General features: G+C 71.8%; 27 protein-coding genes. 24 read left to right on the top strand and 3 right to left on the bottom strand.

Features of this window, described 5'->3' with window-relative positions:
• Window positions 1-73 precede the first annotated feature (73 nt).
• From FO059_RS10690 to FO059_RS10610, 17 genes are all read left to right on the top strand, one after another.
• Window positions 74-1,426 carry an ammonium transporter gene (locus FO059_RS10690; protein WP_233266953.1) on the top strand — a complete coding sequence of 451 codons (1,353 nt, stop codon included), beginning with the start codon at window positions 74-76 and terminating at the stop codon, window positions 1,424-1,426.
• Window positions 1,427-1,527: 101 nt separating this feature from the next.
• A complete protein-coding gene (locus tag FO059_RS10685) occupies window positions 1,528-1,881 on the top strand; it encodes a P-II family nitrogen regulator (protein ID WP_143908660.1) in 354 nt (117 codons plus the stop codon).
• A 141-nt stretch (window positions 1,882-2,022) separates the two neighbouring features.
• The gene (gene ffh, locus FO059_RS10680) at window positions 2,023-3,618 is read left to right on the top strand and encodes a signal recognition particle protein (RefSeq protein WP_143908658.1); all 1,596 of its coding nucleotides are present in this window, start codon (window positions 2,023-2,025) and stop codon (window positions 3,616-3,618) included.
• A complete protein-coding gene (locus tag FO059_RS10675) occupies window positions 3,615-4,766 on the top strand; it encodes an amidohydrolase family protein (protein ID WP_233266934.1) in 1,152 nt (383 codons plus the stop codon). The genes ffh and FO059_RS10675 overlap by 4 nt, the downstream gene beginning before the upstream one ends.
• A 170-nt stretch (window positions 4,767-4,936) precedes the next feature.
• A complete protein-coding gene (rpsP, locus tag FO059_RS10670) occupies window positions 4,937-5,392 on the top strand; it encodes a 30S ribosomal protein S16 (protein ID WP_143908656.1) in 456 nt (151 codons plus the stop codon).
• Window positions 5,389-5,634 (top strand): RNA-binding protein, encoded by a 246-nt coding sequence (locus FO059_RS10665; RefSeq protein WP_143908654.1) that lies wholly within the window; start codon window positions 5,389-5,391, stop codon window positions 5,632-5,634. Before rpsP ends, FO059_RS10665 begins: the two co-directional genes overlap by 4 nt.
• A 96-nt stretch (window positions 5,635-5,730) precedes the next feature.
• Window positions 5,731-6,321, top strand: a complete 591-nt coding sequence (rimM, locus tag FO059_RS10660) for a ribosome maturation factor RimM (RefSeq protein WP_143908652.1) — start codon at window positions 5,731-5,733, stop codon at window positions 6,319-6,321.
• 62 nt (window positions 6,322-6,383) lie between these two features.
• Window positions 6,384-7,163: a tRNA (guanosine(37)-N1)-methyltransferase TrmD gene (gene trmD, locus FO059_RS10655; RefSeq protein WP_143910656.1), complete on the top strand. Its 780-nt coding sequence runs from the start codon at window positions 6,384-6,386 to the stop codon at window positions 7,161-7,163.
• Window positions 7,164-7,223: 60 nt separating this feature from the next.
• Complete coding sequence (locus FO059_RS10650) at window positions 7,224-9,800, top strand: Tex family protein (protein ID WP_233266935.1); 2,577 nt, start codon at window positions 7,224-7,226, stop codon at window positions 9,798-9,800.
• Window positions 9,801-10,095: 295 nt separating this feature from the next.
• The gene (gene rplS, locus FO059_RS10645; RefSeq protein ID WP_143908650.1) at window positions 10,096-10,437 is read left to right on the top strand and encodes a 50S ribosomal protein L19; all 342 of its coding nucleotides are present in this window, start codon (window positions 10,096-10,098) and stop codon (window positions 10,435-10,437) included.
• A 281-nt stretch (window positions 10,438-10,718) separates the two neighbouring features.
• Entirely contained in the window at window positions 10,719-11,402 is a 684-nt protein-coding gene (lepB, locus tag FO059_RS10640) for a signal peptidase I (protein WP_233266954.1), read from the top strand.
• A gap of 114 nt (window positions 11,403-11,516) precedes the next feature.
• On the top strand, window positions 11,517-12,161 hold the full coding sequence (locus FO059_RS10635) for a ribonuclease HII (protein WP_143910654.1): 645 nt from the start codon (window positions 11,517-11,519) through the stop codon (window positions 12,159-12,161).
• 83 nt (window positions 12,162-12,244) lie between these two features.
• Window positions 12,245-12,568: a DUF2469 domain-containing protein gene (locus tag FO059_RS10630; RefSeq protein WP_143908646.1), complete on the top strand. Its 324-nt coding sequence runs from the start codon at window positions 12,245-12,247 to the stop codon at window positions 12,566-12,568.
• A gap of 463 nt (window positions 12,569-13,031) precedes the next feature.
• Entirely contained in the window at window positions 13,032-13,367 is a 336-nt protein-coding gene (locus tag FO059_RS10625) for a YraN family protein (RefSeq protein ID WP_233266955.1), read from the top strand.
• The gene (locus tag FO059_RS10620) at window positions 13,367-14,875 is read left to right on the top strand and encodes a YifB family Mg chelatase-like AAA ATPase (protein ID WP_143908642.1); all 1,509 of its coding nucleotides are present in this window, start codon (window positions 13,367-13,369) and stop codon (window positions 14,873-14,875) included. The genes FO059_RS10625 and FO059_RS10620 overlap by 1 nt, the downstream gene beginning before the upstream one ends.
• Window positions 14,872-16,080 (top strand): DNA-processing protein DprA, encoded by a 1,209-nt coding sequence (gene dprA, locus FO059_RS10615; RefSeq protein WP_143908640.1) that lies wholly within the window; start codon window positions 14,872-14,874, stop codon window positions 16,078-16,080. Before FO059_RS10620 ends, dprA begins: the two co-directional genes overlap by 4 nt.
• 84 nt (window positions 16,081-16,164) lie before the next feature.
• Window positions 16,165-17,151, top strand: a complete 987-nt coding sequence (locus FO059_RS10610; RefSeq protein ID WP_143908638.1) for a tyrosine recombinase XerC — start codon at window positions 16,165-16,167, stop codon at window positions 17,149-17,151.
• 33 nt (window positions 17,152-17,184) lie between these two features.
• Here FO059_RS10610 and FO059_RS10605 read toward each other — a convergent pair whose 3' ends face one another.
• Window positions 17,185-17,814: a M23 family metallopeptidase gene (locus FO059_RS10605; RefSeq protein ID WP_233266936.1), complete on the bottom strand. Its 630-nt coding sequence runs from the start codon at window positions 17,812-17,814 to the stop codon at window positions 17,185-17,187.
• 414 nt (window positions 17,815-18,228) lie between these two features.
• On the opposite strand from FO059_RS10605, the gene rpsB reads away from it, so the two are divergent.
• The 5 genes from rpsB (at window position 18,229) to FO059_RS10580 (ending at window position 22,496) form a co-directional block, all read left to right on the top strand.
• The gene (gene rpsB / locus FO059_RS10600) at window positions 18,229-19,140 is read left to right on the top strand and encodes a 30S ribosomal protein S2 (RefSeq protein WP_143908634.1); all 912 of its coding nucleotides are present in this window, start codon (window positions 18,229-18,231) and stop codon (window positions 19,138-19,140) included.
• A 50-nt stretch (window positions 19,141-19,190) separates the two neighbouring features.
• On the top strand, window positions 19,191-20,015 hold the full coding sequence (gene tsf, locus FO059_RS10595) for a translation elongation factor Ts (RefSeq protein WP_143908632.1): 825 nt from the start codon (window positions 19,191-19,193) through the stop codon (window positions 20,013-20,015).
• Window positions 20,016-20,150: 135 nt separating this feature from the next.
• On the top strand, window positions 20,151-20,870 hold the full coding sequence (gene pyrH / locus FO059_RS10590; protein WP_143908630.1) for a UMP kinase: 720 nt from the start codon (window positions 20,151-20,153) through the stop codon (window positions 20,868-20,870).
• 118 nt (window positions 20,871-20,988) lie between these two features.
• Window positions 20,989-21,546 (top strand): ribosome recycling factor, encoded by a 558-nt coding sequence (gene frr, locus FO059_RS10585; protein ID WP_143908628.1) that lies wholly within the window; start codon window positions 20,989-20,991, stop codon window positions 21,544-21,546.
• Window positions 21,547-21,596: 50 nt separating this feature from the next.
• The gene (locus tag FO059_RS10580; protein WP_143908626.1) at window positions 21,597-22,496 is read left to right on the top strand and encodes a phosphatidate cytidylyltransferase; all 900 of its coding nucleotides are present in this window, start codon (window positions 21,597-21,599) and stop codon (window positions 22,494-22,496) included.
• 50 nt (window positions 22,497-22,546) lie between these two features.
• Here FO059_RS10580 and FO059_RS10575 read toward each other — a convergent pair whose 3' ends face one another.
• On the bottom strand, window positions 22,547-22,942 hold the full coding sequence (locus tag FO059_RS10575; protein WP_143908624.1) for a LapA family protein: 396 nt from the start codon (window positions 22,940-22,942) through the stop codon (window positions 22,547-22,549).
• 116 nt (window positions 22,943-23,058) lie between these two features.
• Between FO059_RS10575 and rlmN the strand changes: the two genes are divergently transcribed.
• On the top strand, window positions 23,059-24,297 hold the full coding sequence (gene rlmN, locus FO059_RS10570; RefSeq protein ID WP_143908622.1) for a 23S rRNA (adenine(2503)-C(2))-methyltransferase RlmN: 1,239 nt from the start codon (window positions 23,059-23,061) through the stop codon (window positions 24,295-24,297).
• A gap of 105 nt (window positions 24,298-24,402) precedes the next feature.
• On the opposite strand, the gene FO059_RS10565 is transcribed toward rlmN, so the two are convergent.
• On the bottom strand, window positions 24,403-24,681 hold the full coding sequence (locus FO059_RS10565) for a DUF2631 domain-containing protein (protein ID WP_233266937.1): 279 nt from the start codon (window positions 24,679-24,681) through the stop codon (window positions 24,403-24,405).
• Between the two features lie 147 nt (window positions 24,682-24,828).
• Between FO059_RS10565 and dxr the strand changes: the two genes are divergently transcribed.
• Complete coding sequence (dxr, locus tag FO059_RS10560; RefSeq protein WP_143908620.1) at window positions 24,829-25,995, top strand: 1-deoxy-D-xylulose-5-phosphate reductoisomerase; 1,167 nt, start codon at window positions 24,829-24,831, stop codon at window positions 25,993-25,995.
• The last annotated feature ends 3 nt before the right edge of the window (window positions 25,996-25,998 follow it).

Raw genomic sequence — 25,998 nt, 5'->3', positions numbered from 1 at the left:
GCTGCAGGCGCTCGGGGCGGGGGCGCCCGACGCGGGGAACACGGCGTGGGTGCTGATCAGCGCGGGGCTGGTGATGCTGATGACGCCGGGGCTCGCGTTCTTCTACGGCGGCATGGTGCGGGCGCGCAGTGTGCTGAACATGATCATGATGAGTTTCAGCGCGCTCGGCGTGGTCGGTGTGCTCTGGGCGCTCTTCGGCTTCTCGGCCGCGTTCGGTGATTCCGTCGGCGGAGTCATCGGGAACCCGCTCGATTTCGTCGCGCTCGGCGGCATCCTTCCGGAGGGCGCGGAGAGCATCCCCCTGGTCGGCAGCATTCCGGCCGCGGCCTTCGTGATCTTCCAGCTGATGTTCGCGTCGATCACGGTGGCCCTGATCTCCGGCGCCGTCGCGGACCGGATGAAGTTCTCCGCCTGGTTGATCTTCGCCGGGATCTGGGCGACGCTCGTGTATTTCCCGGTGGCGCACTGGGTGTTCGCAGCAGACGGCCTCGTCTCGGAGCGGGGCGGCTGGATCATCTCCGATCTGCGCGCCATCGACTTCGCCGGGGGAACCGCGGTGCACATCAACGCGGGCGTCGCCGCGCTGGTGCTGGCGACGGTGCTCGGCGTGCGCCGGGGCTGGCGCACGCACCCGTCGCGGCCGCACAACCTGACGTTGGTCATGATCGGCGTGGCGCTGCTGTGGTTCGGGTGGATCGGGTTCAACTCCGGATCTGCGCTGGCGGCCGACGGCGCCGCGGCATCGGTCCTGGTGACGACAATCGTCTCCGCCTGCGCGGGCATGCTCGCCTGGCTTGTGGTCGAGCGCGTGCGGGACGGTCACCACACGACACTGGGCGCGGCCTCGGGGGTGGTCGCCGGGCTCGTGGGCATCACTCCGGCCTGCGCGTCGGTCGATGTGGTCGGCGCGCTCGTGATCGGCCTGGCCTCGGGCGCGGCGTGCGCGCTGGCGGTGGGCATCAAGTACCGCCTCGGCTACGACGATTCGCTCGATGTGGTGGGCGTGCACCTGGTGGGCGGGCTCATAGGGACGCTCCTGGTGGGCCTGGTGGCCACCTCGTCCGCGCCCACCGGGGTGGACGGACTGTTCTACGGGGGCGGGTTCGACCAGCTGTGGCGTCAGGCCGCGGGCGCGGCGGCGGTGATGGCCTACGCCGCCGTCGCGACGACGGTCATCGCGCTGGCGGTGCGTGCCTGCATAGGTCTGCGCGTGGATCCCGAGGACGAGATCGCCGGAATCGATCTGAGTCAGCACGCGGAGTCGGCCTACGACTGGGGCCGCGCCGGCGGCAGGAAGGGCCGCGGTTCCGGGCGCGGCGATCACGCCTACGCGTTGGTCGAGACCGGGCTCCGGGATGCCGAACAGGCCGTACCGGGGCAGGATCATGGGTATGCGGTGACCGGCGGCGACCGGGGTCTCTCGTGAAGCCCTCGCCGGCGGCGTCGCTGCGGATGGCGCCGGCCGTCGCGACGGCGTCCCCGGCGCTTTCCCCACCCTCGCCCTCGGGCCACGACGAAGGAGTCCCCGTGAAGCTCGTGACCGCGATCATCCGACCGGTGGCGTTCGATGAGGTCGAGGAGGTGCTCGACGCCGCAGGGGTGCATGGCATGACGGTGACCGAGGTACGCGGCCGCGGCCGCCAGAAGGGCCACACCGAGCTGTATCGGGGCAGCGAGTTCGCCGTGGACATGCACGCCAAGGCGAAGGTGGAGGTGGTGGTTCCCGATGATGACGTGGACCGGGTGGTCGCGGCGCTGGTGGGCGCGGCCCGCTCCGGGGACGGCGAGGTGGGCCGCGTGGGGGACGGCAAGGTGTGGGTGACCAAGGTCGAGCAGGTGGTGCGTGTCCGCACGGGGGAGCAGGGTGTGGACGCAGTGTGATTCCGCCGGTGGCGGAAGAGGCGGGCCGGTGCGGTGCGCCCGCACGGAGGTGCGGGTGCACTCGCTAGGCTGTCGGGGTGCCGCAGTCCTGCGTGCGGCACCCCGACACACCACCAGAGCAAGCGAACGGGAGCGCAACCGGTGTTCGAATCCCTCTCCGACAGACTCACCTCGTCGCTCAAAGACCTGCGCGGCAAGGGCAAGCTGTCGCCCGCCGATATCGACGCCACCTGCCGCGAGATCCGCCTCGCCCTGCTCGAAGCGGACGTCGCCCTCCCCGTGGTCCGCGAGTTCATCAAGAACATCAAGGAACGCGCCAAGGGTGCGGAGGTCTCCGGCGCGCTCAACCCGGCCCAGCAGGTGGTCAAGATCGTCAACGAGGAGCTCATCGGCATCCTCGGGGGTGAAACGCGGCGGCTGAACCTCGCGAAGACGCCGCCCACCGTGATCATGCTCGCGGGGCTGCAGGGCGCGGGCAAGACCACTCTCGCGGGCAAGCTCGCCGTGTGGTTGCGCGAGCAGGGGCACACCCCGATGCTCGTCGCGTGCGACCTGCAACGGCCCAACGCCGTCACCCAGCTGAAGGTGGTCGGCGAGCAGGCCGGTGTGCCCGTGTTCGCGCCGCACCCCGGCGCCAGCAGTGCGGGCGAGGCGCAGGGGGCCGGCGTCGGCGACCCGGTCGCGGTCGCACGCGCGGGTGTCGAGGAGGCCCGGACAAAGGTCCACGACGTCGTCATCGTCGACACCGCCGGCCGGCTGGGCGTAGACGAGGTCCTGATGCAGCAGGCCGCGGACATCCGTGACGCCGTGCAGCCGGACGAGGTCCTCTTCGTGCTCGACTCCATGGTGGGTCAGGACGCGGTGAGCACCGCGGACGCCTTCCGCGAAGGCGTCGGATTCACGGGCGTGGTCCTCACCAAGCTCGACGGCGACGCGCGTGGCGGCGCGGCGCTGAGCGTCCGGCAGGTGACCGGACGGCCGATCATGTTCGCCTCCACCGGCGAGAAGCTCGGCGACTTCGACGTGTTCCACCCGGACCGCATGTCCAGCCGCATCCTGGGAATGGGCGACCTGCTCAGCCTGATCGAGCAGGCGGAACAGGTCTTCGACGCGCAGCAGGCCGAGGCCACCGCGCAGAAGATCGGCAGCGGCGAGCTGACGCTCGAGGACTTCCTCGAGCAGATGATGGCCATCCGCAAGATGGGGCCGCTGGCCAACCTCGTCGGCATGCTCCCCGGCGCCGGCGACATGAAGGAGGCGCTGGGCCAGGTCGACGAGAAGCAGCTCGACCGCGTCCAGGCGATCATCCGCGGCATGACACCGGCCGAGCGTGACAACCCGAAGATGATCAACGGCTCGCGCCGACTGCGGATCGCCAACGGCTCCGGCGTGACGGTCACCGAGGTCAATCAGCTCGTCGACCGGTTCTTCGAGGCGCGCAAGATGATGTCGGCGATGGCCGGGCGCATGGGGGGACCGGGCGGCAAGGGCAAGGGCAAGCGGGGCAAGAAGGGGAAGAAGGGCAAGAAGGGCGGGCGCGGACCCACGCCGCCCAAGGTCAAGGGCGGATTCCCCGGCGGCATGCCGGGCGGCTTCCCTGGCATGCCGGGCGGGATGCCCGGCGGGATGCCGGACCTGTCGTCGATGCCGAAGGGCCTCGACAAGCTGCCCCCGGGGCTGGAGGGCATCGACATGTCCCAGCTCGATCTGCCGGGGAAGGAAGGCAAGTCCGAGTGACCGGCCCCGTCGCGTCGCAATCCCTGGACGCGGGGCCGTGGCGGATCCGGGGCACCGCGCTGCCCGGCGGCGATCCGGTCGAGTGGTACCTGCACGACGGACGGCTCACCACCGCGCCGGTGCCGGGGGCGCGCGACCTCGGAGACGGGGGCTGGCTGCTTCCCGGACTGATGGACGCGCACTGCCACGTCGGCATCGGACGCGGCAGCCGCGGCGTCGGCCGCGAGGAGTGCCTCGCCCAGGCGCGTCTCGAACGCGACCGCGGAGTCCTTCTCATCCGCGACTGCGGCGTCCCAGTCGACACGCGCGGCCTCGACGCGGTCGCCGGACTGCCCCGGATCATCCGCGCCGGACAGCACCTGGCGCGGCCCAAGCGGTACCTCCGGGAGCTCGGGCTCGCCCTCGACGACCCGGCGCAGCTTCCGGAAGCGGTCGAGGAACAGGCGCGTGCGGGCGATGGCTGGGTCAAGCTGGTGGGCGACTGGATCGACCGCTCCGTCGGCGACCTGGCGCCGCTCTGGGACGACGACATCCTCGTGGAGGCCATCGCCCGCGCCCACGCCGCCGGGGCGCGGGTCACCGCGCACGTGTTCGGCGAGGACGCGCTGCCGGGGCTGCTGCGCGCGGGGATCGACTGCATCGAGCACGGCACCGGGTTGACCGCGGAGACCATCGACATGATGCGGAGCCGGGGCACCGCGCTGGTCCCCACGCTGATCAACATCGCCAACTTCCCTGAGATCGCCGACGGCGCCACACGCTATCCGGACTACGCGCGGCACATGCGGGCACTGCACGCACGGCTGGGCGAAACGATGCGCGCGGTCGTCGACGCGGGCATCCCCGTGTATTCGGGCACCGACGCCGGCGGGATGATCGACCACGGCCGCATCGTCGACGAGGTCGAGGCGCTGGCCGCGGCCGGGCTCGGCGCCGAGGGAGCGGTGGCTGCGGCGTCCTGGCGCGGGCGCCGGTGGCTGACCGGTGCGGACAAGTCGAATCCGGGGCTCTACGGGGTGGACCGGGCCGACGCGCGTGCGGATCTCGTGCTCTATCCCGAGGACCCGCGCGTGCATCCGCGGGTCCTCCGCGAGCCGACACTCGTGGTCGCCGGCGGGGTGCCTGTCATACCCGCCGTGCCCGCGTAGAGAAACGGGCGGTCGGATTTTCCCGTGCACGGGGGGTCTGGCAGAATGTCATGCGCTCGCCGCTTCCGGTCACGTGCCGCGCGGCGGTCACAGGAAAGAGGCAAAACCGGGCGCCCCGAGCCGTGGGGCGTCGCTGAATTGCACGTGACATCACCAAGGAGACCACAACAGTGGCTGTCAAGATCAAGCTCACCCGACTCGGCAAGATCCGTTCCCCCCAGTACCGCGTGATCGTGTCCGATGCCCGCACGCGCCGCAACGGCCGCGCCATCGAGACCATCGGCCGGTACCAGCCCAAGCAGGAGCCGAGCCTGATCGAGATCGACTCGGAGCGGGTGCAGTACTGGCTGAGCGTCGGCGCGCAGCCCACCGAGCCCGTGCTGGGTCTGCTGAAGATCACCGGCGACTGGCAGAAGTTCAAGGGGCTGCCCGGCGCCGAGGGGACCCTCAAGGTCGCCGAGGCCAAGACCTCGAAGCTGGACCTGTTCAACGCCGCGCTGGCCGAGGCCGAGAGCGCCCCCGCCAACGAGGCCGTCACCGCCAAGAAGAAGCCCGCCAAGAAGTCCGACGAGGCCGCAGCCGACGAGGCGAAGTCCGACGACTCCGCCGAGGCCGCGGACAAGTGAACACCGAACTCGTCGCCGACGCCGTGGACCACCTGGTGCGCGGCATCGTGGACAATCCTGACGACGTCCAGGTGGACCTCGTCAGCAACCGTCGCGGACAGACGGTCGAGGTGCACGTCCACCCGGATGACCTGGGCAAGGTCATCGGGCGGGGCGGGCGCACGGCCACCGCGCTGCGAACGGTCGTCTCGAGCGTCGGGGGCCGCGGCATCCGGGTGGACGTCGTCGACACCGACCGCTGAGACCGCGGCACCGGCGGGCGTCGGCGGGTCGCCGTCGGCGCCCGGCGCGGTGCACAGGCGCCCGCATGAGCCGAGCAGCAGAGGACGGACACTGTCATGGAGCTTGTGATCGGGCGCGTCGCCAAGTCGCACGGCATCCGCGGGGAGCTCGCCGTCGAGATCCGCACCGATTCGCCGGACGAACGTTTCGCGGTGGGATCGGTTCTGCGCGGGCGTCGGCCGCGCGAATCGGCCGCACAGGAGTACACGGTGGAAGCCGCCCGGGAACACGCCGGGCGGCTTCTGCTGCGCCTGGAGGGCGTGGCAGACAGGGCGGGGGCGGACGCACTGCGCGGGACGCTGTTCATCATCGACAGCGCCGACCTGCCCCCTTCGCCGGACCCCGACGAGTACTACGACCATGAGCTCGAGGGCCTCGAGGCGCGGCTGGCGGGCGGAGGACGCCTGGGGACGGTCGCCGAGGTGGTGCACACGGCCGCGGGGGAACTGCTCGCGATCCGCCGCGATTCCGGCGGAGATGCCGCGGCCGGATCCCCCGGCGAGGTGCTCGTGCCATTCGTCTCCGCGATCGTCCCCGAGGTGTCCCTCGCGGAGGGCTTCGTCCTCGTCGATCCGCCGCGGGGATTGCTCGATTTCGCCGAGGCGGATTCGGCCGCGCCGGATGCGCCGCCGGAGGATCGGCGGTGACGGCAGTCGAGAACAGCGCAGTCGAGAACGGCGCAGACCAGCAGGGCGGGCACCGGCACGACGTGGCCGGCCGGTTCGACATCGTCACCATCTTCCCGGAGTACCTCGAGCCGCTGCGGGCATCGCTGCTCGGCAAGGCGTCGGCGCGGGGGCTGGTGGATGTCCGCGTGCACGACCTGCGCGGTTGGACCCACGACGTCCATCGGACCGTCGACGAGTCACCCTACGGCGGGGGCCCGGGCATGGTGATGAAGCCGGACGTGTGGGGGGCGGCCCTCGACGACGTCTGCCCGGGCGACGCGCTGCTCGTCGTGCCCAGCCCCGCAGGCAGGCCGTTCTCACAGGCGACGGCGCAGCGGTGGGCGCGGGAAAAGCACCTCGTCTTCGCCTGTGGCCGGTATGAGGGCATAGACCAGCGGGTGATCGACGATGCGGCGCGCCGCGTGCGGGTGGAGGAGGTCTCCATCGGCGATTACGTTCTCATCGGCGGCGAGGTCGCCACCATGGTGATGATCGAGGCGGTCGCCCGCCTGCGGCCCGGGGTCCTGGGCAATGCGCGCTCTCACGAGGACGATTCCTTCTCCGACGGGCTGCTCGAAGGGCCCAGCTACACGCGACCACACTCGTGGCGGGGACTCGACGTGCCGGAGGTCCTGCTGTCCGGCGACCATGCGCGTGTCGATCGCTGGCGTCGGGAACAGTCGCTGCTGCGCACCGCGGAGCGGCGCCCGGATCTGCTCGCGTCCGCTGAGCTGACCCCGGCCGAACAGGACCTGCTCGCCGTCGACGGCGGCGCGGGGAGTGCCGCGGTGACGGCACCACGGTCCGCGCGGGGCGTGTGAGCCGAACCCGCTGCCCACGATCCACCGGGACCGCCGGGGCGCGGACCCGACGATTCGAACATGACCGACGACACGAAGGGGGCCCGGGTGACCGCATCCGACATGCCCGGCAAGACGCAGTCCGGCACCGCGGCAGCGTCGGCGACGCGCGACGGGGCGGGTGACGCGGCCGCGCAGGCGGCGGCCGCCCTGCGCGGCCTGCCGAAGGTGACCGCGCGGGTGGCGGCCGAGCTCGGGGTGGCGGAGTCCCGGGTGGCGGCGGCGGTGGCGCTGCTCGACGACGGTGCCACGGTGCCGTTCATCGCGCGCTACCGCAAGGAGGCCACTGAGGGCCTGGACGACACCGAGCTGCGGCGCCTCGACGAGCGCCTGCGCTACCTGCGCGAGCTGGACGAGCGCCGCGCCGTCGTGCTCGAATCGATCGCGTCGCAGGGCAAGCTCACCGCCGCGTTGCAGGACGCCATCGTCGCCGCGGACACGAAGTCGCGGCTGGAGGACATCTACCTGCCCTACAAGCCCAAGCGGCGCACCAAGGCTCAGATCGCGCGGGAGGCGGGGCTCGGCCCGCTCGCCGAGCTGCTGCTCACGGAACCCGGCAACGATCCGGATACGGCCGCCGCGCAGTACGTCGACGCCGGCAAGGGCGTCGACGACGCCGCGGCCGCGCTCGCCGGCGCGAGGGCCATCCTGGTGGAGCGTTTCGCCGAGGACGCGGACCTGGTCGGCGAGCTGCGCGAGACCATGTGGGGCCGCGGTCGCCTGACCACCGCGGTACGCGAGGGCAAGGAGACCTCAGGGGCGAAGTTCTCCGATTACTTCGAGTTCTCCGAGCCGTTCACCACGCTGCCCTCGCACCGGATCCTCGCCGTCTTCCGCGGCGAGAAGGAGGAGATCCTGCGGGTGACCCTCGATCCCGAACCGGGGGAGACCGAAACGGCGGCAGGACCCGCGTCGGTGTACGAAACCGCCATCGCGGCGCGGTTCGGAATCGCCGGGCGTGGCCGGGCCGCGGACGGCTGGCTCGCCGACACGGTCCGCTGGGCGTGGCGGACCAAGCTGATGCTGTCGCTGGGCATCGACCTGCGGCTGCGGCTGCGCCAGAACGCCGAAACCGCCGCGGTGGACGTGTTCGCGCAGAACCTCAAGGACCTGCTGCTCGCGGCCCCCGCCGGCAACCACGCGACGATGGGACTGGACCCGGGCTTCCGCACCGGCGTCAAGGTCGCGGTGGTCGACGGCACCGGCAAGCTGCTGGCGACGTCGACCATCTACCCGCACCCTCCGCAGCGGCGGTACGACGCCGCGATCGCGACGCTCGCCGCACTGGTCGAGAAACACGGTGTGCAGCTGATAGCCATCGGCAACGGCACCGCCTCCCGGGAGACCGATGCGCTGGCCGCGGAACTGCTCACCGCGATGCGGGGGCGCACCGGGGACGCGGCCCTGCGCAAGGTCGTGGTGTCCGAGGCCGGGGCGTCGGTGTACTCGGCGTCGGAGTACGCCGCCCGCGAGTTCCCGGACCTGGACGTGTCCCTGCGCGGGGCGGTCTCGATCGCCCGGCGGCTGCAGGATCCGCTGGCCGAGCTGGTCAAGATCGAGCCGAAGTCCATCGGCGTGGGGCAGTACCAGCACGACGTGTCCGAAACCAAGCTGGCCCGCAGCCTCGCCGCAGTGGTCGAGGACGCGGTGAACGCGGTGGGCGTCGACGTCAACACCGCCTCGGTGCCGCTGCTGCGCCGGGTCTCGGGGATCGCCGGGACCCTGGCGGAGAACATCGTCGCGCACCGCGAGGCCAACGGGCCCTTCAGCACGCGCAAGGAGATCCTCGACGTGGCCCGGCTGGGGCCCAAGGCGTTCGAGCAGTGCGCGGGGTTCCTGCGGATCCCCGCGGGAACCGACCCGCTCGACGCTTCGGCGGTGCACCCGGAGGCGTACCCGGTGGTGCGGCGCATCCTCGAGGCCACCGGACACGACGTCCCGGGGCTGATGGGGCGGTCCGAGCTGCTGCGCGGGCTGCGGCCGCAGGAGTTCGCGGACGAGCGCTTCGGCGTGCCCACCGTCACCGACATCCTCGCCGAGCTGGAGAAGCCCGGGCGCGACCCGCGCCCCGAGTTCGTGACCGCGACCTTCGCCGACGGCGTCGAGAAGCTGACGGACCTGCGTCCCGGCATGGTCCTCGAGGGGGTCGTGACCAACGTGGCCGCGTTCGGCGCGTTCGTCGACGTGGGCGTGCACCAGGACGGGCTCGTGCACGTCTCCGCGATGTCGGACCGCTTCGTCTCCGACCCGCACGAGGTCGTGTCCTCGGGGCAGGTCGTCAAGGTGAAGGTCCTCGACGTCGACGAGCAGCGCTCGCGCATCAGTCTCACGCTGCGCCTCGACGACGAGGCCGGAACGCGCGGCGGCGGCCGTGCGGATGGCCCGCGGGCAGGTGGCAGGGGGGCCGGGAACAAGGCCGCGGGGCAGAAGGCGGCGGGGCGGAAGGGCGCGGGCAACAGCGGCGCGCAGGGCGGGACCGGCGGCCGCGGCTCCGGTGGAAGCGGGGGCCGCGGCAAGCGTCCTTCCGGCGGCGGAAACGGGCGCGGCAATGCCGGCGGCGCGATGGCCGACGCGCTCCGCCGTGCAGGACTGCACTGAGACTGTGCTGCACCGCGCAGGCCGCCACCGGGCGGGACTCGAGGCCACCGGGGGGCGGATTTCGCGGGCGGGCGGCCGTTCTGGCACAATGACGTGGTTGCCTGCGGTGGGTGCGGTGTGCCCGTCCCCGCTGCTTGCTGCTGCACGTTTCTGCAGTGCCCGCCGCTCGCCTCCGATGGGGCGCCGGGCCGCAGGGCGCGCGCAGCGGCGCACATACTGATTCGGAGCATGAACCGGTCGAGCCGCGGCCGCCGGGTTCCTCTGCTCGAGCGCATCTGACAAGGATGGATCGACGATGAACACCCTGGACTCAATCGACAGCGCGTCGCTGCGTGACGACATCCCGGATTTCCGCCCCGGCGACACCCTCAATGTGCACGTCAAGGTCATCGAGGGCTCCAAGGAGCGCGTGCAGGTCTTCAAGGGCGTCGTGATCCGGCGTCAGCGCGGCGGCATCCGCGAGACCTTCACCGTCCGCAAGGTCTCCTTCGGTGTCGGCGTGGAGCGCACCTTCCCGGTGCACAGCCCCAACATCGACAAGATCGAGGTCGTCACCCGCGGTGACGTGCGTCGCGCCAAGCTCTACTACCTGCGTGATCTGCACGGCAAGGCCGCCAAGATCAAGGAGAAGCGCTGACGCGCGCCGTCCTCCGGTGGAGCGTCGTCTAGCCTGACCTAGTGACCGACGAAACGACGCCCCACGGATCCGCCCGTAACGGGCCACACGACCATCCGCAGCACGCGAGTGCTGCGGATGGCGCGTATCAGGACCGGCCGGACGCCGCCGAGGGTGCTGCCGCGGCCACGCCGGGCGGTGCGGCGGCGGGGCACGACGCTCCGTCCGGTGACGGGTCGGCGAAGGAGCCGGGCGGCGCGGACGACGAGGCCGGAGACGGCAAGAAGAAGCCCAGCCGTTTCGTGCGCGGACTGCGCGAGATCGGCATCCTCGTCGTCGTGGCGGTGGTGCTCAGCGTTCTGCTGCAGACCTTCGTCGCCCGCGTCTATCTGATCCCGTCGCAGTCGATGGAGACCACCCTGCACGGGTGCCCCGGTTGCACCGGCGACCGCATCGTCGTGGACAAGATCTCCTACCGGTTCACCGATCCGAAGCCGGGCGACGTGGTGGTGTTCAAGGGGCCGCCGTCATGGAACGAGCACTTCGACTCCAACCGCTCGTCCAACACGTTCATCCGGGGGCTGCAGGAGGTCGGTTCGTTCATCGGCCTCGTGCCGCCGGACGAGAACGACCTGGTCAAGCGAGTGATCGCCGTGGAGGGGCAGACGGTCCAGTGTCTTCCGCAGGACAAGGGCGTCACCGTGGACGGCACGCTTCTGGACGAGCCGTACCTGAAGAATCCGCCGTCTCCGCTGCCCGGCGCGGACTCGGCGTGCCAGGGCCCGTACTTCGGGCCTGTGACAGTGCCGAAGGACCACGTCTGGGTGATGGGGGACAACCGGACGGACTCGGCGGATTCGCGCTACCACATGGGCGATGCCGCGTCGGGGACCGTGCCCGTCGACAACATCATCGGCAAGGCCCGGTGGATCGTGTTGCCGTTCAGCCGTATCGGCTCGATCCCGTCACCCGATCCCCAGTCGTGACGAGGCGGCCGTGACGACGGAGCGATCGTGACGCGGGCTGTGCGCCGCGCGGGCGGCCGGGACGCGCAGTGGCCGCCGCGGACCGCAGTGCGCGGCGCGTCCGGGTTGCGCGTCATGGAATCCACGCTCTACCGGGCGGGCCTGGGCCCGGTCGCCGGCGTCGACGAAGCGGGCCGGGGCGCGTGCGCCGGGCCGCTGGTCGTCGCGGCGTGCATCCTGGGTCCGCGGCGCCGCAGCGCACTGGCCGGGCTCGACGACTCGAAACGGCTCACGGCGGGCAGACGCGAGGCGCTGTTCCCGGTGATCCAGCGGCTCGCCCTCGCACACAGCATCGTGTTCATCGGCCCGGATGAGGTTGACGACTCCGGGGTGCACGCCGCGAACATCGCGGGGATGCGCCGTGCGGTCGCAGGGCTCAGTCCGGCACCCGGGTACGTGCTCACCGACGGCTTCCGGGTGGCCGGAATGCCGTCCGCATCGCTGTCGGTGATCGGCGGCGACGGGGCCGCGGCATGCGTGGCGGCCGCCAGCGTTCTGGCCAAGGTGGCGCGCGACCGGGCGATGGCGGAGCTCGACGGCGCTGTGCCGGGGTACGGATTCGCCGTGCACAAGGGGTACGCGACGGCGGCGCACCGCGCCGCGCTCGAGGAGCACGGCCCCAGCAGGGTGCACCGCTTCTCCTACGCCAACATCGCGTCGTTGCCGTCGCACCGCGCCACGGAGGCTGCCGCGGCCCGAACGCGCGGGGCGCAAGGCTAGTCTGGAGGCCGAGCCTGTGCAGCGTCACGGGCGGCCGGCGGCCGTGCCGCACACGGAGTCACGGGAGGAGCGCAGCAGCACCCATGAGTGCCGAGGACCTCGAGAAGTACGAAACCGAGATGGAGCTCTCGCTGTATCGGGAGTACAAGGACATCGTCGGGCAGTTCACCTATGTGGTGGAAACCGAGCGGCGGTTCTACCTCGCCAACTCGGTGGAACTGCTGCCGCGCAACGCGGACGGCGAGGTCTACTTCGAATTGCGCATGTCGGACGCCTGGGTGTGGGACATGTACCGTCCCGCGCGGTTCGTTAAGAACGTCCGCGTGCTCACATTCAAGGACGTCAACATCGAAGAGGTCGACAAGCCGGACCTCGACCTGCCCGAGAGCGGCGACTTCGGACGGTGACCGCCCTCGCCGGCGCGCCCCTGCGGGCGTGACGGGGCCGCGCGTCGAGGCGGCGTGTCGGGGCGGGGTGCCCGCGAGCCTGAGGATCCCCTACCACATCGCGGTCGCGGCAACCCCCGCGAACGGCCGGTTGTCCACATCTTTTCCGGTACTCCACAGATTTCGCCCCGGTGTGCGTTCACCTCGGAATCGGGCGCCGGCGGAGGGCAGGCTTGTCGCAGGCGGCATCGTCCGATGATGCCGCCGGCCGGCGGGGCCACGCGCCGGCCGCGTGCGACAAGGGGGGCGGATGAACCGCATTCAGGTTTCGGGGAGCACACAGGCCCGGCGTATCGACGGCGGGGCCGGGGGGCGCCCGCACAGGGCGCGGGCGGCAGCGGACTGCGCAGGGGGCGGGCCGGCCGGGCGTCCGTCGCCCTGGCACACGCCGGCGCCGGGAGCGGCGGCATGGACCACGCGTGAACTGGGGGACTTCGGCGAGGACGTCGCTGCCGCGTACCTCGAAGAGGATGCGATGACGCTGCTCGCCCGCAACTGGCGCTGCCGCGAGGGGGAACTCGACCTCATCGCGCTCGACGGCGACGCGGTGGTGTTCGTCGAGGTCAAGACCCGGCGCGGCCAGGGGTTCGGCGCGCCGGCGGAGGCGGTCACGGTGGCGAAGGCGCGCCGGTTGCGCCGGCTCGCCGCACGGTGGCTCAGCGAACAGTCCTGGTCCGCCGGCGAGGTGCGGCTCGACGTGATCGGCGTGGTCGTCACAGACGACACCGCCTATGTCGAGCACTACGAGGGGGCGGTCTGATGGCGCTCGGCCGGGCGTACTCCGTGGCGTTGACCGGGCTCGCGGGTCACATCGTCGAGGTGGAGGCCGATGTCGGCGGTGGGCTTCCGGGGGTGCACCTGGTGGGTCTGCCCGACACCGCCCTGCAGGAATCGCGCGACAGGATCCGCGCCGCGGTGGCCAATGCAGGGGAGGAGTGGCCCCGCACCAAGGTTGTGCTGGCACTCTCGCCGGCGACCCTGCACAAGGTCGGTTCGCTCTACGACCTGGCCTTGGCGTGTGCGGTCCTGGACGCACAGTCGATGCTTCCCGCGGGCCGGCTCGGTGAGACGGTGCTCCTGGGCGAACTCGCCCTCGACGGCCGTGTCCGGGCGGTCCGGGGCGTCCTGCCCGCCGTCCTCGCCGCGCGCGATGCGGGCCGGCGCGCAGTGGTGGTCCCGTCGGCGAACCTCGGTGAGGCCGCGGCCGTGCGAGGGATCGCGGTGCACGGCACGGTGCATCTGGCCGAGCTCGCGGCGTGGCTGCGGGGTCGCACCGCACTCGCGAGCCCCGGTCCTGTGCCCGTCCCCAGTCGGCCGGGCGTGCCGGACCTGACGGACGTCGTCGGCCAGCCCGAGGCCCGCCGTGCACTGGAGATCGCCGCGGCCGGCGCGCACAATTTGATGCTCACCGGGAGCCCGGGGGTCGGCAAAACCCTTTTGGCGCAGCGGTTGCCGGGGATCCTCCCGATGCTGACGGAGGAAGAGAGCCTCGAGGCGACGGCGATCCACTCCACCGGCGGGCTGCTCACCCCGGACGCGCCGCGGGTCGTGCATCCGCCCTTCGTCGCCCCGCACCACACGACGAGTGTCAGTGCCATGGTCGGCGGCGGGTCCGGCTTCGCACGGCCCGGCGCGGTGAGCATCGCGCACCGCGGCGTCCTGTTCCTCGACGAGTGCCCCGAAATGCCGCCGCGGGTCCTCGAGGCGCTGCGCACCCCGCTCGAGGACGGGGAGGTCAGGATCGCCCGGCGCGACGGGGTCGCCCGTTACCCCGCGCGGTTCCAGCTGGTGCTGGCGGCCAACCCGTGCCCGTGCGCCCCGGCCAAGGACGTCGATTGCGTCTGCACCCCCACGGCCCGTCGTCGGTACCTCGGCAGGCTTTCCGGGCCGCTGCTGGACCGGGTGGATCTTCGCCTGGCGCTGCGCCGTCCGGTGTCGGGGATGCTGACCGGGGAGGCCGGTGAGACGTCCGGCCGGGTCCGGGGGCGGGTCGCCGCGGCGCGGGCTGCGGCCGCCGCCCGTTGGCGCGGGCACGGGTGGTCGACCAACAGCGAGGTTCCCGGCTCGGTGCTGCGCAGGGAGTTCCGGCCCGCTGCCGCGGCCCGGGCGCCCATCGAGACGGCGCTGCGGCGTGGGCGGTTGACGCCGCGCGGCGTCGACCGGTGCCTGCGGGTGGCGTGGACCCTCGCCGACCTGGCAGGGCACACGGTCCCGACGGTCGACGACACCGCCACCGCGCTCTACCTGCGGGACAGGAGTGCGGCATGAGCATCGTCACGGACCCCGCGGCCGCCTCCGGCGGTGGGCCGGCCGCGCACGGGCGGTTGCGGGCGTGGGCGTACCTGTCCCGCGTGGCGGAGGCGCCGTGCGCCGCGCTGCTGGCATTCATCGAGCGCGACCACGGCGGTGACCCGGTGGCCGCCGCGGCGGCGGTCCGTTCCCGGACGGCCCTCCCGGATGCGGTGGCGTCGGCGACGCGCGCCCGATACGCCACCGACGTCTCCCAGCGTGACCTGACGCTGATCGGGAGCCTCGGCGGGAGGCTGGTGACCCGCGACAGCGACGAATGGCCGTTGCTGCGCACACAGCAGTTCGGTTTGCCGGACGTCACGCCGGACGGATCGCCGCCGGTGGCGCTGTGGACGGTGGGAACCCTGGACCTGGCGCGCCTGGAAACGCGTGCGGTGGCGATCGTCGGCACCCGTGCCGCCAGCGGATACGGCGAGCACGTCACAGCGGAACTGGCGGGAGACCTCGCGGCGCAGGAATACGTGGTGGTGTCCGGCGCGGCCTACGGGGTGGACGGTGCGGCGCACCGCGCCGCCCTGGGGGTGGGCGGGAAGACCGTGGCGATCCTCGCCTGCGGCGTCGACCGCGCCTACCCGGCGGGCCACGCCCGGCTGCTGCGCGCGATCGCCGAGAACGGCGCAGTGCTCTCGGAGTATCCGCCCGGGGTCGTGCCGGGACGGCACCGTTTCCTGGCGCGCAACCGCCTGGTGGCGGGGCTGTCCGACGCCACCGTCGTGGTCGAGGCGGGCCGCCGTAGCGGCGCCTTGAACACGGCGGGCTGGGCCGAAAGGATGAACCGGTACCTGCTTGCAGTGCCGGGTCCGGTGACTTCGGCCGCCTCCGCCGGGTGCCACATGCTCCTGCGGCAGGACCGGGCGAACCTGGCAGTGGACGCCGAGGACGTGATGGAGGTGGCGGGACCGTTCGGCGCGCTGGGCGCCGCGCCGTCCGCGGGCCCGGCGCCCCGGCCGACCGACGGCCTCACCGCGGTGCAGCTGGCCGTGCACGACGGGTTGCCGGCCCGGGGCGCGCGGTCCAGCGCCGACATCTCCGCGGAGGCGGGGGTGGGCCTGGACGAGACGATGGCGGCGCTCGCGGTGCTCGAGCTCGGTGGGCTTGCGTTCCGCTCCGACGAGGGATGGGCGCTGGCGCGCGCCGTCGGCCGCGCGCCCCGCCCCGGCTGAGCGGCGCGGCACACGGCCCGGCCCGCCGCAGGATCGCGGTCACGCCTCACAGGTCGCCGGCGCGTCCGGTGGCATGCTGTGCCCATGGCGTCGCCCTCGAATTCCGGTCCGGCGCGGCCGGGCGCGGCCGCGGAACAGCTGCCGCCGTACCTGGCGGGTGTGCTGGACGATTTCGCCGCGCACCTGGAGTACGAGCGGGGCCTGTCGCCGCACACGCGCCGCGCCTACCTGCGTGACGTCGAGTCGATCCTCGATCACGCGATCCGCGTCCACGACGGGGGTGCGGGTGACGGACGGGCGCTGCTGCGGGCGCTGTCGCTGGCGGACCTGCGCGGGTGGCTGGCGGAGCTGGCGTCCGCGGGCGCGGCACGCAGTTCGCTGGCGCGGCGCACGTCGGTGGCGCGGACGTTCGTCTCGTGGGCCTCCCGCCAGGGGCTGGTCGCCGCAGACGACGGCACGCGGCTGGTGGCTCCCCGGCCGCATCGGACGCTTCCGCCGGTGCTGGCTGCGGATCAGGCGGCCGATGCGCTGGCCGCGGCCGAATCCGGCGCGCGTGAACGTGATCCGGTGGCCCTGCGCGACCGTCTCATCGTCGAGCTTCTCTACGCCACCGGGATACGTGTGGGTGAGCTGTGCTCCCTCGACATCGGCTCGATCGACGCGGAGCGCCGCGTGCTGCGCGTCATCGGCAAGGGCGACAAGGAGCGCGTGGTGCCCTTCGGGGTGCCCGCGCAGGCCGCGCTCGGTGAATGGCTGGACCACGGCCGGCCCGCCCTGGCCACAGGGGCCTCCGGAGGGGCGTTGCTGTTGGGGGTGCGCGGTGGTCGGCTCGGCCAGCGGGCGGCCCGTACCGCGGTGCACGAGGTGCTCGCCGCGATTCCCGGTGCGCCGGACATGGGCCCGCACGGGCTGCGCCATTCCGCCGCCACACACCTGCTGGAGGGCGGAGCGGACCTGCGCGTGGTCCAGGAGCTGCTCGGGCATGCCAGCCTCAGCACGACCCAGCTGTACACGCACGTGTCGGTGGCCCGCCTGCGGTCGGTGCACGACAGGGCGCACCCCAGGGCCTGACGGCATCCGGCGCGGCGGGAGCGCCGCAGCGGGCTATACAGGCAGCAGGCGGATCGTGATCGTGCCCAGCAACGAGCGCGGATCGCGATAATCGTCACTTCCGTCGCGCAGGCCCCAGTGCAGGCATGCCGCACGCGGGCACCCGGCGTGTCCCGCCGACAGCCTGCCGATGATCGTGCCCGTGATGACGGTGTCGCCCGCACCGACCGTCGGGGTCAGCGGCTCGTAGGTGGTGCGCAGTCCGGAAGGGTGGTCGATCGAGACCACGCCGCGTCCCGCCACGGGGCCGGCGAATGCGACGACCCCCGGACCGGCGGCGAGAACCGGGGCACCCGGAGCCGCCGCAAGGTCCACGCCCCGGTGGCCGGGCGCGTACCGGAACTCCGGCTTGTCGAATCCCCGCGTGACCTCCGGTATGCGGGGCAGCGGCCAGTCGTAACGGGATGTCTGTGCGCGCTCCCGGCGCTCAGGCGCGAATGCGCCGGAGCCGGGCGCGGGTTCCGCCGAGACGACCGGGGGTGCGGATGTGCCGGTTCCGGGTCCGCCCCGGCCGGAAGGCAGGCCGACCGCGGGGGCGGCGCATGCCGCGGTGATGCACAACGCGGCCGCGATCCGCCCGGCCGCGCGCAGCCGGGCCGCGCCGCGGGTGTGCGTGCCGGTCAAGGGCGGACGGGTGTGCGCGGCCGGGGATCGCGCCGGTGACGGGCGGCGTTGAGCGGGCATGCGCCCAGTGTGTGCCGCGCGGGGAGCGCTGCGCGCCGCCGCCGGGGGACCCTGTGGACAACCCGTCCGCCGTCCACATCGAACACGGGATCGGTTGACATTCCGCGCCGGTGCGGACTCGGTTTTCTGCCGGGGCGCCGACGACGTACACTGGACCGGCAATCCGTCCCAGGGCGGATTGACTTCGCGCGTCCGCATCCCCGGCACCCTCCGGTGCCGGTACCAGGACCGCCGACGGTCCCGCAGAGCGGACGGACGTCACGTCCGACCGATGCGGGTTCGGTGGATCCGCGGGCGCCAGGGCGGCGACCGGCCGGTCGCCGCGGCAACCGTGAACAAAGGAATGGCATCACCATGGCCGTAGTGACTATGAGGCAGCTGCTCGACAGCGGCGCCCACTTCGGGCACCAGACCCGCCGGTGGAATCCCAAGATGCGTCGGTTCATCTTCACCGACCGCAACGGCATCTACATCATCGACCTGCAGCAGACGCTGACGTACATCGACAAGGCGTACGAGTTCGTCAAGGAGACCGTCGCCCACGGCGGGACCATCCTGTTCGTCGGCACGAAGAAGCAGGCGCAGGAGTCCATCGCCGCGGAGGCCACCCGCGTCGGCATGCCGTACGTCAACCAGCGTTGGCTCGGCGGCATGCTCACCAACTTCCAGACTGTGCACCGTCGCCTCCAGCGCCTCAAGGAGCTCGAGACGATGGAGCAGACCGGCGGCTTCGATGGGCGCACCAAGAAGGAAATCCTCATGCTGACGCGTGAGAAGAACAAGCTCGAGCGCACGCTCGGCGGCATCCGCGACATGGCGAAGATCCCGTCCGCCGTGTGGGTCGTCGACACCAACAAGGAGCACCTGGCGGTCTCCGAGGCGCGCAAGCTCAACATCCCGGTCGTCGCCATCCTCGACACCAACTGCGATCCGGATCTGGTGGACTACCCGATCCCGGGCAACGACGACGCCATCCGCAGCGCCGCGCTGCTGACCAAGGTCGTCGCCACCGCAGCGGCGGACGGTGTGCAGTCGCGCGCCGCCCGCAACGCCGGCGACGACAAGCCCGAGGCCGCCGCCGGCGAGCCGCTGCCGGAGTGGGAGCAGGAGCTGCTCTCCGGTGACGCGGAGAAGGCGCCCGCCGACGAGGCCGCCAAGCCCGCCGACGAGGCTGCCAAGCCCGCCGACGAGGCTGCCAAGCCCGCCGACGAGGCTGCCAAGCCCGCCGACGAGGCGGCCCAGGCCCCGGCCGACGCCCAGCAGTAGAGACCCGCACGGCCCGGCCGAGGGCCCAATCACCGAGGAGGCTCGCCTCGATGGCGAACTACACCGCCGCTGATGTCAAGCGGCTCCGGGAGCTCACCGGCTCCGGAATGATGGACTGCAAGAAGGCACTCGAGGAGAACGACGGCGATTTCGACAAGGCCGTCGAGTTCCTGCGCATCAAGGGCGCCAAGGACGTGGGCAAGCGTGCCGAGCGCGCCACGGCCGAGGGCCTGGTCGCCGAGAAGGGCGGTGTGCTGATCGAGCTCAACAGCGAGACCGACTTCGTCGCAAAGAACGAGCAGTTCCAGGAGCTGGCGGACAAGATCGTCACCTCCGCTGCCGAGGGCCGCCCCGCCGACGTCGCCGCGCTCGAGGCGCTGCCGCTGGACGGCAGCACCGTCGGCGAGGTGGTCCAGGCCATGTCCGCCAAGCTGGGCGAGAAGCTCGAACTGCGGCGCGTCGCGTCCCTGGACGGGCAGGTCGCCGTCTACATGCACCGCCGCAGCACCGACCTGCCGCCCGCGGTGGGCGTGGTCGTGCAGTACACCGGCGACGGCGACGCGGCGGCCGAGGCCGCTCGCGGAGCCGCGATGCAGGTGGCGGCCATGAAGGCCAAGTACACCACCCGCGAGGAGGTGCCCGAGGAGATCGTCGCCAAGGAGCGCCGCATCGCCGAGGAGACGGCTCGTGAGGAGGGCAAGCCCGAGCAGGCCATGCCCAAGATCATCGAGGGCCGGGTGAACGGGTTCTTCAAGGACGTCGTGCTGCTCGATCAGCCGTCCGTGTCCGATTCGAAGAAGACGGTCAAGGCCGTGCTCGCCGAGGCGGGCGCGGAGGTCACGGCCTTCCGCCGCTTCGAGGTGGGGCAGGCCTGATCGGCTGGAGCCGATGATGATGCGCCGGCGGGACCGTCCCGGGCCCTTGTGGCCCGCGGACGGTCCCGTCCCGGCGTATCCGGTGGGAAGTCGGATGAGATGGTCCGCGGGGCCGGGAAGAAGTCAGGACTGAACATGGCGAACAATCCCAACGGCTACCGCCGCGTGCTGCTCAAGCTCGGCGGCGAGATGTTCGGCGGCGGACGAGTGGGTCTGGACCCCGATGTGGTCGAGGCCGTGGCCACGCAGATCGCCGAGATCGTCCGCGACGGAGTGCAGGTGGCCGTGGTGATCGGCGGCGGCAACTTCTTCCGCGGCGCCGAACTGCAGCAGCGGGGGCTCGAACGGTCCCGCTCGGACTACATGGGCATGCTGGGCACGGTGATGAACTCGCTGGCCCTCCAGGACTTCCTGGAGCAGCGGGGCATCGACACCCGTGTGCAGACCGGAATAACGATGGGCCAGGTCGCGGAGCCCTACATCCCGCGGCGGGCGGTGCGGCACCTGGAGAAGGGGCGCGTCGTCATCTTCGGGGCGGGCATGGGGATGCCCTATTTCTCCACCGACACGACCGCCGCGCAGCGGGCGCTGGAGGTGGGCGCGGAGGTCGTTCTGCTGGCCAAGGCGGTCGACGGCGTCTACTCCGCCGACCCGCGCGAGGATCCGGACGCGACGATGTTCGACCGGATCACGCACGAAGAGGTGATCCGTCGCGGGCTGAAGGTCGCGGATGCGACGGCGTTCAGCCTGTGCATGGACAACGCCATGCCGCTGCTGGTATTCAATCTCCTGACCGAGGGCAATATCGCACGCGCGGTGTCAGGTGAGAAGATCGGTACATTGGTTCGATCGTGATCGCCGATACCCCGGCGCGGCCGGGGCCGGAAAGTCGTGCCGGTCGGACACCGCAGGCCGACGTAGCGACGGCGCCGGAGAACGCCCGGCGCACACCCATAACCGACGGAGGAATGCCGTGATCGACGAAGCTCTCTTCGAGGCCGAGGAGAAGATGGAGAAGGCGATCGAGGTCGCCCGGGACGATCTCGGCTCCATCCGTACGGGCCGCGCGAACCCGGGCATGTTCGCCCGGGTCGTCGTCGACTACTACGGCAGCCCCACGCCCATCACCCAGGTTGCCAGCATCTCGGTCCCGGAGCCGCGCATGGTGGTGATCAAGCCGTACGAGATGTCGATGCTCGGCACCATCGTGACCGCCATCCGCAACTCGGACCTCGGCGTGAATCCCACCGACGACGGCACTGTCATCCGGGTGTCGGTTCCGCAGCTCACCGAGGAGCGCCGCCGCGAGTTCGTCAAGCAGGCCAAGGCGAAGGCCGAGGAGGCGCGGGTCGCGGTGCGCAATGTGCGCCGCAAGGCGATGGACGAACTGAACCGGATCCAGAAGGACGGAGACGCGGGCGAGGATGAAGTCGTCCGTGCGGAGAAGGAACTCGACAAGACGACCGGCAAGTACGTCGGGCAGGTTGACGAGATGGTCAAGAACAAGGAATCCGAGCTCCTGGAGGTCTGATCGCCGGTGGGGCCGCCGCTCGCGCGGTGGACGCGGGGCGGTTCGACGATATGCGTGACCACGAGACCACACCAGGAGGCCCAGTGACGGCAGGCGGCGAAGCCACGCGGAAGCAGCCGGACAAGCCGCCGTCGAAGGCCGGGCGCAATCTGCCTGCGGCGATCGGAGTCGGAGTCGCCCTCGGCGCGCTCGTCATCTGCGTTCTGCTGTTCGCGCCCACGGCCTGGGTCGCCGTCGTGGCCGTCGCCGCCGCGATCGCCACCTGGGAGGTGTGCGGGCGTCTGCGGCAGGGCGGCATCGACGTACCGCTGCCGCCGATGCTGATCGGCGGTCAGGCGATGATCTGGCTGACCTGGCCGTACGGTGCGGCTGCGGCGTTCGGCGCGTTCGCCGTGACGGTCCTGGTCATCATGATCTGGCGCCTGGTGAGCGCCGGGCTGGACGCGACACCCCAGAACTACACGCGGGACATGGCCGTCGGCGTCTTCGTCACGGCGTGGATTCCACTGTTCGCGTCGATCGGCACGCTGCTCGTCTTCGACGGTGACAACGGCGCCGGCAAGGTGTTCTGCCTGATGATCGGCGTCGTGTGCTCCGATGTCGGCGGCTACGCCGCCGGCGTCCTGCTGGGAAAGCACCCGATGGTTCCGGCCATCAGCCCCAAGAAGTCGTGGGAGGGCCTGGGCGGATCCCTCCTGTTCGGCGTCGTCGGCGGGGTTCTCACCGTGACGCTGATCCTCGGCGAGACGTGGTGGGTCGGTGCGATTCTCGGGGCGGTGATCGTGGTGACATCGACGCTGGGCGACCTGGTGGAATCCCAGGTCAAACGCGACCTGGGCATCAAGGACATGGGTTCGCTGCTGCCCGGGCACGGTGGGATCATGGACCGGCTCGACTCGGCGCTGCCGTCCGCCGTGGCGGTCTGGGTGGTGCTCGGGCTGGCGTTCTGACCGTGCTCACGGAACACCACCTGCCGTGGGGGCGGGTGCAGGAGCGAACCCTAGCGCTGTTTGCGTGCCGCCCTGCGCATCTGGAACATCCGTGCTGCGCCGAGCAGCGCTGTGATCAGCGCGCCGCCGATCGCCGCGAGCAGGATCGTCACTCCCAGCGGCAGGGAGAACTCCCAGCCGAAGAGCTGCACCGGCGTCGAATCCGAGTTCTGGATGATGAAGACGAGCAGGAATATCAGGATGATCGCGCCGATGATCCACGCGATCCAGGCGCGGGCGGTGCGCGAGTTCTTGGCCAGGTCGACCCGCTTGCGTCCCCGCCGGCCGGAGTGCGTCGCCGTGGTCCCGGCCTGCGCGCTGTCCGGCGCGGCCGGGGTTTCGACGGCGGGAGTGGCGGTGTCGTCGGTGTCCGTCGACGGTGTGCCGTACTGGTCGTCGGTGCTCATGCTCCGATGATCCCTCACGGAGCCGACGGCTGCACGGTTCTCCGTGCGACGGGCGGGTCACGGATCACACGGGGCGGGTCGGCGATCGGGCCGGGGATCTGGGACAATCGGTGATCATGGCCGGCCGTACGCAGCACGTGAACACGCAGGACCCGTCGGCGGGGCGCAGCGCCCCGCAGGACGCGCGGTCCGCCGATTCGGCTCGGAATGCGCCGTCGCCGGAGAGCCCCGGCACGACCGGCGGCAGCAAACCGGTCCGCCTGGTCTTCTCGGCGCCGCGCCGCGGGCTGCCCCCCACGCACCTCGCGGATCTGGATGCGGACGGCCGCAAGGCCGCCATGGGGGAGCTGGGGCTGCCGAAGTTCCGCGCTGACCAGATCGCCCGCCAGTACTACGGCCGTCTCGTGGCGGACCCGGCGGAGATGACGGACCTGCCGGCCGCCATGCGCGAGTCGGTGTCCCAAGCCCTGTTCCCGCCGCTGCTCACCGCGGTGCGGAACATCGCATGCGATGACGGTACGACGCGTAAGACCTTGTGGCGCGCCGGGGACGGCACCCTGCTGGAAAGCGTGCTGATGCGGTACCCGGACCGCGCCACCCTGTGCATCTCCAGCCAGGCCGGTTGCGGCATGGCCTGCCCGTTCTGCGCGACCGGTCAGGGCGGGCTCGACCGTAATCTGTCGACCGCGGAGATCGTCGACCAGGTGCGCGCGGCTGCGGCGGCGATGCGCGACGGCGAGGTGCACGGCGGCCCGGGGCGGCTGTCGAACATCGTCTTCATGGGCATGGGGGAGCCGCTCGCCAACTACAAGAGGGTCGTGGCCGCGGTCCGGCGGATCACCGACCCGGCGCCCGACGGTTTCGGGCTCTCGCAACGGTCTGTGACGGTGTCGACGGTGGGCCTCGCCCCGGCGATCCGCAAGCTCGCGGACGAGGGGCTCGCGGTGACCCTGGCCGTGTCGCTGCACACTCCGGACGATGAACTGCGCGACACCCTCGTTCCGGTGAACAACCGGTGGTCGGTGGCCGAGGTGCTCGACGCGGCCCGGTACTACGCTGACCGCACGGGCCGCAGGGTGTCGATCGAGTATGCGCTGATTCGCGACGTCAACGATCAGCCGTGGCGGGCCGACCTGCTGGCCAAGAAGCTCCGCGCCGCGCTGGGCGCGCTCGTCCACGTGAACCTGATCCCGCTCAACCCCACCCCGGGAAGCGAATGGGATGCGGCGCCGAAGCCCGTCGAACGCGAATTCGTGCGGCGGGTCCGCGCTGCGGGTGTCTCCTGCACGGTGCGCGACACGCGTGGCCAGGAGATCGCCGCGGCCTGCGGCCAGCTGGCGGCCACGGAGAAGTAGTCCACCGCAGACCGGGGCGCAGAGGGGGCAGGTGCCCGGGGCGGAAACGTCAGGGCCGGCCCCGGGAGTACCGGGGCCGGCCCTTGTGAAGCCGTTGCGACCGCTCTAGCGGTTCCAGCGGTTGTGCCGCGTGTAGATATCGATCAGCAGGAAGCCGACGACGATGGCGGCCGAGACGCACAGGTAGATGATCGCCGTGGCCGTCTCGATGTTGTTGAAGATCATCAGGAGCAGGAACAGCGCGAAGAACCAGCCGAAGATGCGGAAGGTCTTGGTGGCCTGACCGTGCCAGCCCCAGCCGACCGACGGCTCGTCCGCGGGGTCGATGCGGGATTCCTCGATGGCCTTCTCGAGGGAGGGATGCACCTGCTGCTGTGTGGCCACGGCCGAACCTCCTGGTGTCACTGTGTCGGCCCCAATCCTGGCACATTCCGGGGCCGGATACGACAGGGGGTCGTAATCGGCCCGGACCGGCCCGTGCGGAGCGCGCGCCGGGCCCGGAGGTGGCCGCGGAGCGGGGCGTCGGGAACAATGGGCGCGGTGACGAGAACGCGTGTACTGCTCCTGGGGAGCACCGGTTCCATCGGCACCCAGGCGCTGCAGGTGATGGCCGCGGCGGCCGAGCGGTTCGAGGTGGTGGGTCTCGCCGCCGGCGGCGCCGACGTCGAGCTGCTGGCCCGGCAGGTCCGCGCCACCGGGGTTCGCGAGGTGGCCGTGGCCGATCCCGCCTCGGCGGCCCGTCTGTCCGATGTCCTGGGGTTCCCGGTCCGCTCGGGGCCGGCGGCGGCGGACGAGCTGGTGCGCTCCGTGGAGGCCGATGTGGTCCTCAACGGCCTTGTCGGCTCGCTCGGCCTGCGGCCCACCCTGGCGGCGCTGGAGACGGGTGCGCGCCTGGCGCTGGCGAACAAGGAGTCGCTCATCGCGGGCGGGCCGCTGGTGTTGGCCGCCGCGGCGGTGGGGCAGATCGTGCCCGTCGACTCCGAGCATTCCGCGCTGGCGCAGTGCTTGCGGGCGGGCCGCGCGCAGGAGGTGGCGGCCCTGGTGCTCACCGCGTCGGGCGGACCCTTCCGCGGCTGGACGACGGAACAGCTTACGGACGTCACTCCCGAGCAGGCGGGCGCGCATCCCACGTGGTCGATGGGCCCGATGAACACGCTCAACTCGGCGACGATGGTCAACAAGGGTCTCGAGCTGCTCGAGGCCCACATGCTGTTCGGCGTCCCCTACGACCGGATCGACGTCACGGTGCATCCGCAGTCGATCGTGCACTCGATGGTGACCTTCCACGACGGCTCCACCATCGCGCAGGCCAGCCCGCCGGACATGCGCCTGCCGATCGCGCTGGCGCTGGGCTGGCCGGAGCGCATCGCCGGCGCGGCGCCCGCCTGCGACTTCACCACGGCGTCCACCTGGGAGTTCGAACCGCTCGACGCCGACGTCTTCCCCGCGGTGGAACTGGCCCGCGCGGCGGGCGTGGCCGGCGGGTGCATGCCGGCCGTGTTCAACGCGGCCAACGAGGAGGCGGCAGCCGCGTTCCTGGCCGGCCGCATCGGCTTTCCCCGGATCGTGGGTACGGTCTCGGAGGTCCTGGCCGACGGAGATCGGTGGGCGGCCGACCCCGCCGGCGTCGACGAGGTGCTGGCCGCGGAGGAGTGGGCCCGCGTCCGCGCGGCCGAACTGATCGGGCAGGAGGGCTGACGG

It is taken from the genome of Tomitella fengzijianii (genome assembly GCF_007559025.1).
Lineage (GTDB): Bacteria > Actinomycetota > Actinomycetes > Mycobacteriales > Mycobacteriaceae > Tomitella > Tomitella fengzijianii.
This window is presented reverse-complemented; position numbering and strand designations above follow the sequence as displayed.

Excerpts from the sequence above, each read along its gene's own strand:
- FO059_RS10690 (WP_233266953.1), top strand. The coding sequence starts at position 74 with ATGCTGATGACGCCGGGGCTCGCGTTCTTCTACGGCGGCATGGTGCGG.
- rimM (WP_143908652.1), top strand. The coding sequence starts at position 5,731 with ATGGAGCTTGTGATCGGGCGCGTCGCCAAGTCGCACGGCATCCGCGGG.
- FO059_RS10650 (WP_233266935.1), top strand. The coding sequence starts at position 7,224 with ATGACCGACGACACGAAGGGGGCCCGGGTGACCGCATCCGACATGCCC.
- rplS (WP_143908650.1), top strand. The coding sequence starts at position 10,096 with ATGAACACCCTGGACTCAATCGACAGCGCGTCGCTGCGTGACGACATC.
- FO059_RS10635 (WP_143910654.1), top strand. The coding sequence starts at position 11,517 with ATGGAATCCACGCTCTACCGGGCGGGCCTGGGCCCGGTCGCCGGCGTC.
- FO059_RS10630 (WP_143908646.1), top strand. The coding sequence starts at position 12,245 with ATGAGTGCCGAGGACCTCGAGAAGTACGAAACCGAGATGGAGCTCTCG.
- FO059_RS10620 (WP_143908642.1), top strand. The coding sequence starts at position 13,367 with ATGGCGCTCGGCCGGGCGTACTCCGTGGCGTTGACCGGGCTCGCGGGT.
- dprA (WP_143908640.1), top strand. The coding sequence starts at position 14,872 with ATGAGCATCGTCACGGACCCCGCGGCCGCCTCCGGCGGTGGGCCGGCC.
- FO059_RS10610 (WP_143908638.1), top strand. The coding sequence starts at position 16,165 with ATGGCGTCGCCCTCGAATTCCGGTCCGGCGCGGCCGGGCGCGGCCGCG.
- rpsB (WP_143908634.1), top strand. The coding sequence starts at position 18,229 with ATGGCCGTAGTGACTATGAGGCAGCTGCTCGACAGCGGCGCCCACTTC.
- tsf (WP_143908632.1), top strand. The coding sequence starts at position 19,191 with ATGGCGAACTACACCGCCGCTGATGTCAAGCGGCTCCGGGAGCTCACC.
- pyrH (WP_143908630.1), top strand. The coding sequence starts at position 20,151 with ATGGCGAACAATCCCAACGGCTACCGCCGCGTGCTGCTCAAGCTCGGC.
- FO059_RS10580 (WP_143908626.1), top strand. The coding sequence starts at position 21,597 with ATGCGTGACCACGAGACCACACCAGGAGGCCCAGTGACGGCAGGCGGC.
- FO059_RS10575 (WP_143908624.1), bottom strand. The coding sequence starts at position 22,942 with ATGAGCACCGACGACCAGTACGGCACACCGTCGACGGACACCGACGAC.
- rlmN (WP_143908622.1), top strand. The coding sequence starts at position 23,059 with ATGGCCGGCCGTACGCAGCACGTGAACACGCAGGACCCGTCGGCGGGG.
- dxr (WP_143908620.1), top strand. The coding sequence starts at position 24,829 with ATGGGCGCGGTGACGAGAACGCGTGTACTGCTCCTGGGGAGCACCGGT.